This window comes from Candidatus Streptomyces philanthi (assembly GCF_059553635.1).
In genome coordinates, this window is record NZ_JCANQV010000502.1 from 1 (window position 1) to 2,498 (window position 2,498).

2 protein-coding genes are annotated in these 2,498 nt (G+C 73.9%); both read left to right on the top strand.

The window, feature by feature from the left end; all coding sequences use genetic code 11:
• Positions 1-413, top strand: a 413-nt coding sequence (locus tag AC51EU_RS29515; protein WP_496270157.1) for an SSI family serine proteinase inhibitor, incomplete at its 5' end; no start/stop codon positions are given.
• Positions 414-895: 482 nt separating this feature from the next.
• Positions 896-2,498 (top strand): PAS domain-containing protein (locus AC51EU_RS29520; RefSeq protein ID WP_496270158.1); only part of this gene is annotated, 1,603 nt, incomplete at its 3' end.

Here is a 2,498-nt window from a genome sequence, read left to right on the forward strand (position 1 = left end):
CCGCGGCCTCCGGGGCCGGCCGGTCCTCCGGTACGGCCGGGCCGCTCCCCGTAGGCGACGGGGGCCCGGGTGGGCGGGCCGTGGTGGATCACCTCGTCGTCACCGTCGCGCGGTCCGGGTCGGAGCGGACGGACGGCAGGTTCGAGCTGTACTGCCACCCCGCCGGTGGTGATCATCCCGATGCCCGGCGGGCGTGCGAGCGGCTGGACACGCTCACCCGGTGGGGGACGGATCTCTTCGCTCCGGTGCCGCCGGGCGCGTCCTGCACGGCGGAGTACGGCGGACCGGCCACGGCGCATGTCTCCGGGACGTGGGCGGGGCGCCCGGTGGACGCCGACTTCCGGCGCACCAACGGGTGCGAGACCCATCGTTGGCGCCGTTTCGAGCCGCTGCTCCCTCCCACGAGCGCGTGAGACGGGGCGTCAACGATGTACGACCGAGAAGACGCCGGACGAGGGGCACACCGACGCGACCGGCAGCGGACGCGCGGCGCCGTGACCGGCCGGCGGAACGGCGCCCCCGTAGGACGCGCACGTCACCGCGCACAGGCGCACGGGACGACGGTCCGGCCCGGCACCGCGCCCCACCGGCCGACCGGTACCCCCACCCGGCCACACGGCACGTCCCCTCACACCACGCAGCCACACGTCCACCCCCACCGCACGCCCCCACCCACCGCTCCTCACCACTCCCGCCCCCCTGCCCCGTTTCGTGGCGGAGTGGGGCGGCAGTTCAGGACGCGGGGCACATGTCGGGCGTGCGGGGAGTCGCACAGGGCCGTGGCACGGCCTCCCCATGATCCGCATCGGCCTCATCGGCAACTGCCCGTAGACTCCCTTCCAGTGGTCCGCCCCGGCGGACCCGCAAGGTGCGGTAACAGGGAGGAAGCGTCGTCGTGAGCAGCAGGCCATCCCGAGGCGCTGCTCGCCTCGCAGCCATACTCGACGCTCTCCCTGACGCCCTGTTGCTCGTCAACTGCAACGGCACGGTCGTCAACGCCAACACCATCGCCCTGGAGACGTTCGAGGCGCCGGGTACCGCACTGGTCGGGCGCGGGCTGCTCGATCTGCTGCCGACCTTCGACTCCAAGCGCATCCCGGGGTCCATGCGGCGCCCTGACGACCGGTCCGAGACCGTCCGGACGAAGCCGACGCGGATGATCGCGCGGCGGACCGACGGCACGGAGCTGCTGGTCGAGGTGACCAGCGCCAATCTGGAGGACGGCCGTACCCCGTACGAGTCGGCCTTCGAGGCCGCGTACGCCGATCACCGCAGCGGGTACACCGGTGACGAGCTGCTGATGCTCGTCGTCCGGGACCTGACGGGGACGCTGGACACCGAGACCGAGCTGGCGCGGCAGCAGCGGCAGACGGAGATGATCCTGCGGGCCGCGGCCGAGGGTGTGGTCGGTATCGACTCCGAGGGCCGGGTCGTCCTCGTCAACCCGTCGGCGGCGCAGATCCTCGGCTACCGGGCGAGCGAGCTGGGCGGCAAGAAGCTGCATCCGCTGATCCACCACTCGCGGGCGGACGGTTCGCCGCTGATGTGGGAGGAGACGCCGCTCGCCGACACGCTGCGGTCGGGGCGCAAGCACCGGGTGCGGGGGCAGGCGCTGTGGGCGAAGGACGGGCGTTCGGTGCCCGTCGACCTGACGACGGCTCCGGTGCGGGACGGTGACCAGCTCGTCGGCGCGGTGATGACCTTCACCGACCGGCGTCCGTTCGACGCGCTGACGGCCCGGCACGCCCAGTTGCTGGCGGTGCTGGAGCAGTCGTTGCGCGGGCCGCTGGAGGAGCTGGCCGGTGAGCTGAACACCCTGGCGTCCGACCCGGCGGGCCAGCTGTGGCCGGAGGCGAACCAGATCCTGCACCACCTCGCCGCGGGCCACTCCCGGATGACGGCGCTGGTCGACAACGTGCTGCGCTTCCAGCGGCTGGACGCGGGCCGGGAGCGGCTCAAGCGGGAGAAGGTCGCGTTCGACAAGGTCGTGGCGGCCGGTGTCGAGGGGGCCGTCGAGCTGATCGGTCCGGGGCAGGCGCAGTTCGCGGTGCACGCGCCGCCGATCGAGGCGACCGTTGACGCGGACCGGATCGCGCTGGCCCTGTCGCATCTGATCGCGGATGTGGCGGGCGCGGACACGACGGGCCGGACGCCCGGTCCCGACGCCCCCGCGGAGTCCGGTGCGGGCGGGCGTCCGGGGACGGACTCGACGATCGTGGTGGCGGCGGCGAAGCGCGGGGACGTCGTACGGATCGAGGTGCGCGGCCCGTACAAGGGCGGCGACCCGGTCCATGAGCCGATCGTGCGCGGGATCGTGCGGCAGCACGGCGGGCTGCTCCAGTCGCACCCGGTGCCGGGCGGGCCGGGCGCGGGCGGCAGTGCGTACGTCCTCGAACTGCCGGTGTCGCCGGACGGCACGGTGCCGACGGGCCCCGAGCGGGCGCGGGAGGCGACGGGGAACGAGACGACGGTGATGCCGTCGGGCGCGGCGCGTCAGC